Genomic DNA, 4,573 nt, shown 5'->3' with positions numbered 1-4,573 from the left:
ATTGTTTTATTTGCAAACAAGAAATCATCGTTCGCATCATGTAACAGCTACTACCCATTTATGCAGTTTTTTTCCTAACCATTAGAATTCTTTATCCGTCTAAGCAAAGTAATTTTATCTTGACCAACAGACACTATGCTGTGGTATTTATGATGGGTACAGTCTTAGGATATTGATCAAATAGGTGATGCGTTGAAAAAACAAGACATTTTAGGCGGCTATTTTACTTAGTTTGTTAGAACTCTTCTGAGTAGATAGCAAACATTGTCAAAAAATTGGTAGAAGCTGCTAGATGATACGTACGATCATTTCAAGTTCATTGTTCTGAATTTGAATCCTTTTGTTTTAATATATAGATAATCATTTTCTTTCTAACTGTTCAAAACGGCTTTATCTCTGCGTCTCTTTCTTCAAAAAAAGGAATTTGATACTTAGTAAAACCAAAAGAATACCAGTTAACTGAACCCATAAATTACCTTCACTGCCTGTTTTCGGCAAATTTGCGAGTAAGCTTGGCTTATTCTGTGTTCGATTCGGTAATCTAGATGTATCTACGACCAAAACATTGCTGTTATTTCCATTTATTCCATTATCTGCCTCTGGCCCAACACTTGTTTCCGACCCTGATTCTGGTAGTGTCTGGACACTTCCGACTTGCCCTTCCACGCGCTTGAAGAATGATCGATTTTCTGAAGCATGTACAAAATAGCTAGAACTTGTTAAAAAGATAACACCTACAATCAATAAAAATTGTTTTACTTTACGCATTAAATTCCTCCTTTCTTTCGATAAGCATTCGCAGTGTTTAATTTTGGATAGTGATAGAAATCTCTGCTTCTGTTATTCCTTGACGTTCATTCGTCTCTGGATCGTAGATATTGATACGTGCAATCCCTTGATACTCCCCTTTTTCCAGTGATTTATCTAGTTTGGCACCAACAATTTGCTGATTTGGGTAGATAGCGCCTGAAGAGTAAATGACTTCTCCTGTTTCCGCCAATGTGAGATCTACCGCGATTGGGTAGACATTGGTTCCAGGATTGACAATTTCGATCGATCCTTCTGATTCTCCATTTTCAAAAACAGCAAAAGGTGCGATTTGCAAAGTAAAATAGTTGGCATCTGCAATCTCTTGCGCTCTTTTTGCAATTTCAATGTCACTTGCATCTCTTAAGCCTGGCAACAAATCTGCACTGACAATTGGCACAGGTTCGTTTTCTTGATTATTGAAATATAAAACGATGCCACCAATAATCAAAAGAAGCAATCCCAATACTATCCACTTTTTTTGATGTTTTTTCCCCATATGTCTTTCTCCATTTCCCCGATAAGATTATTGTGCGATTTCTTTATAAATACTGTTGTTACAGGTTTGGTACAAAACGTAAAACCATGTTGAAGGTAGGTGTTATTTGACTTTCCTCTTCCGATAATTCTTCTGCTGTTCCTGTAAACGTGAAGACCTTAGCTTCTTCAGTTTCTAAGTCAAATAAACGGAAAGGATCTATATGATGGATATTCCCTTTATTGATCAATAAGTTTTCTTTCCCATCAGCAGCCACATTCAATTCTTCAATGATTTCCATGTTCGTCAATTCCGTAGGTGCTACCACATCAACAGAAACTGCAAAAGGTGACTTATTTTCGATTGCATAATCAGGCGCAACGATGTTCCTATGATGCGATTCTGAGGTCGTATTGAAGACTGCCGATGTTGGGATTCTTACGGTGATCAATGGATTTAATTCTTCAAAAACAGCCACCAATTTTGCATCTTCTTCTCCCATCGTAAAATTAGTGGTTGATTGATCGGGATCTGCAATCGTCCCATCTCCGCTTTCGACGCGCCAATGAGAAAAACGCCATCCTATTTCGGGTGTTGCGCGGATATCAATCATTTCTCCACGTTCAACACTTGTTGGTATATCAGGCAAGACTGTTCCATGACCTTCAATGTCAATGGTCAGGTTTGCGAAAATTCGAGGCTGCCAAACCCACGTATCTGCCATTGTCGCTCCATCATAGTTTGCCATCAATTGAGCACTAGTAAATATAAAACTTCCTTTTGGTTCATCCACAGTTCCTTCTCCGACATTTTGCCAATTAGGATGATGCGTGGCTGAACCACTTAACGGAAGAAGTCCAGGGCTTCCATTAGCTAAATGAAAGATAAACTGGCTACCTAAAGTTAATTGTTCAAGCGGAACACCAATAAACATTGCTTGCATATTTGTTGCGTTACGTGTATCAAAACTAGAGAGATCTAGTTCTGTTAAGCTGCTCATCCCCATAAACATGAAGGATGTATCTGTGACATTCCTAGTATCGAAGCCAGACATATTTAATTTCGTTATACTATTCGCGTTATGAAACATAACCATCATATCTGTGACATTCCTGGTATCGAAGCCGGACATATTTAATTCTTGTACACTACTCACATTTTGGAACATAAAGGACATATTTGTGACATTTCTAGTATCGAAGCCGGACACATCTAATTCCGTTACACTACTCATACCGCCAAACATCATTTGCATGCTTGTGACATTTCTAGTATCAAAGCCAGACACATCTAGCTCTATTACATTTCTCACATTCTCAAACATACGGGCCATAGTTACTACATTACTGGTATCGAAGCCGGACACATCTAATTCCTTTACACTGCTCACATTTCGAAACATTCCTTCCATACTTGTCACATTACGTGTATCAAAATTAGAAAGATCTAGTTCAGTCAAAGTGCTCATTTCCATAAACATAAAGGACATATTTGTGACATTGCTAGTATTGAAGCCGGATACATCTAATTTCGTTACACTAATGATACCGTCAAACATGCCGAACATATTCCTCACCTCACTTGTATCAAAGTGAGAGACATCTAATTCTGTTATACTTCTCACATTAAGAAACATGTGGTTCATGTTTACTACACTACTAGTGTCGAAACCGGACACATTTAGCTCTGTTACATTGTTCGCATTTCGAAACATTAATTGCATATCTGTTACACTGCTAGTATCGAAATCGGACACATCTAATTCTGTTACACTGCTCGCATAGTTAAACATAAATGACATGTCTGTTACTTTACTGGTATCAAAACCAGACACATCTAATTCTGTTATACTTCTCACATCTGCGAACATTAATCTCATGTCTGTTACATTACTTGTATCCAGACCAGACATATCTAATTTCGTTAAATTTATTGTTCCTCTAAACATACGTGCCATGTACAATAAGTTACTTGTATCAAAACTAGAGACATCTAATTCTGTTACACTACTCATATTTTCGAACATCCCATGCATAGTCCATACATTTCTCGTATCTAGACTAGATACATCTAAGCTGGTCAATGCTGACATGTTCGCAAACATGTATGCCATTTCACTTAATTCACTGGTATCTAAAAACTCGATTCCTTCAATTTCTGTCACATTGGTCAAGTCGGTAAAAAAACCTCTGCGTATATCACCGTTCATATTCAAACTGCCGTTTCTACCACGCAATACGATTGGTCCAGTTAATTGCACGCGTGTAATCGCATGACTATACATGGGATGATTGAAATAATCTGTCGCTGCATATCGTCCGCCAATATTGTTCGCCTCGTCGAAAACACCAGATCCAAGGATCAGCGTCCCTTGACTACCAACTACCCAAGGAATGGAACCCAGCTGTCCGGAAAATAAAGTCCTTGCTTCTGGTGTTAAGACTCGAGCAATCCCTTCATCCTGTACTTCCTCTAGTATCACTTCTGTCCTTAAACCGCTTTCTATTTTGGTTGGTTCGTCATCCAGTTGTGTACCATTCTCCTGTTGTTCCTGTTGTTCCTTTTCTTCCACTTGTTTTTGTTCTTCTTGATCTTGTTCTAGCCCTGGTAATTCGATATATTCTTCTGTATCTAAAGTTTCATCTATCCATAGAGGATCATCTTCTACTTGTAGTTTCTTATCCTCTTCCAGAACTTTCGGAATATCCATTGAATCGATTGTCTCTCCAATATCAAATAACGAAATTTCATTTCCATCCAAGTATCTATCTTCTTCATATATGTTATTAGACATCAATTGTGCTGAAGTGGGGAAAACAGCTACGCCTCCTAATAAAACTATAATAGATAACATATTCACCAATCTTATTCGCCACATTAAAATTCACCTCAATCTATATTTTTTTGGAAAAACCTTATAAAAAATCTTTTAAAACAGCGGATAATCGGGAAATCATTGTATTTTTTTAATTATCAAAAATTATTTAAATGTAAATATCATAGCCAAAGTATAACACTAATCAAATTCTAATCAATTTATAATTTTTACTTTCACCTGAAATTTTCTTGGACTGCAAGCCATTTATAAATTATTGCCACCTAATAAAACGATGTGAAATATCGGGATTAAAATAACAAATAAATAAAAGCGATTTTTTCTTAATATCTATAGGAACAAATTGATGATAAAATAAAAAATCCCTTTTCTAGAAAGAACGATCAACTATTTATTCCAAATCATTCAGCCTCTCTAAAAAACTTCAATAAAAAAACTGCATTTTTTTAAAG

Annotated in this window: 3 protein-coding genes; all 3 read right to left on the bottom strand. The window is 36.6% G+C overall.

Features of this window, described 5'->3' with window-relative positions:
• Positions 1-390: 390 nt before the first annotated feature.
• Genes JZO83_RS13420 through JZO83_RS13410 form a run of 3 tightly spaced genes read right to left on the bottom strand, consistent with a single transcriptional unit; the run spans position 391 to position 4,163 of the window.
• Entirely contained in the window at positions 391-768 is a 378-nt protein-coding gene (locus JZO83_RS13420; protein ID WP_207116070.1) for an LPXTG cell wall anchor domain-containing protein, read from the bottom strand.
• A gap of 37 nt (positions 769-805) precedes the next feature.
• On the bottom strand, positions 806-1,306 hold the full coding sequence (locus tag JZO83_RS13415; protein ID WP_206855510.1) for a hypothetical protein: 501 nt from the start codon (positions 1,304-1,306) through the stop codon (positions 806-808).
• 58 nt (positions 1,307-1,364) lie between these two features.
• Positions 1,365-4,163: a BspA family leucine-rich repeat surface protein gene (locus JZO83_RS13410; protein ID WP_207116069.1), complete on the bottom strand. Its 2,799-nt coding sequence runs from the start codon at positions 4,161-4,163 to the stop codon at positions 1,365-1,367.
• Between the last annotated feature and the right edge of the window lie 410 nt (positions 4,164-4,573).

The sequence above is a fragment of the Enterococcus sp. DIV1298c genome (genome assembly GCF_017316315.1).
Taxonomy (GTDB): Bacteria; Bacillota; Bacilli; order Lactobacillales; family Enterococcaceae; genus Enterococcus_B; species Enterococcus_B mangumiae.
This window is presented reverse-complemented; position numbering and strand designations above follow the sequence as displayed.

Bases quoted from the DNA above. Each gene is read 5' to 3' on its own strand.
- JZO83_RS13415 (WP_206855510.1), bottom strand. From the start codon at position 1,306: ATGGGGAAAAAACATCAAAAAAAGTGGATAGTATTGGGATTGCTTCTT.
- JZO83_RS13410 (WP_207116069.1), bottom strand. From the start codon at position 4,163: ATGTGGCGAATAAGATTGGTGAATATGTTATCTATTATAGTTTTATTA.
- JZO83_RS13420 (WP_207116070.1), bottom strand. From the start codon at position 768: ATGCGTAAAGTAAAACAATTTTTATTGATTGTAGGTGTTATCTTTTTA.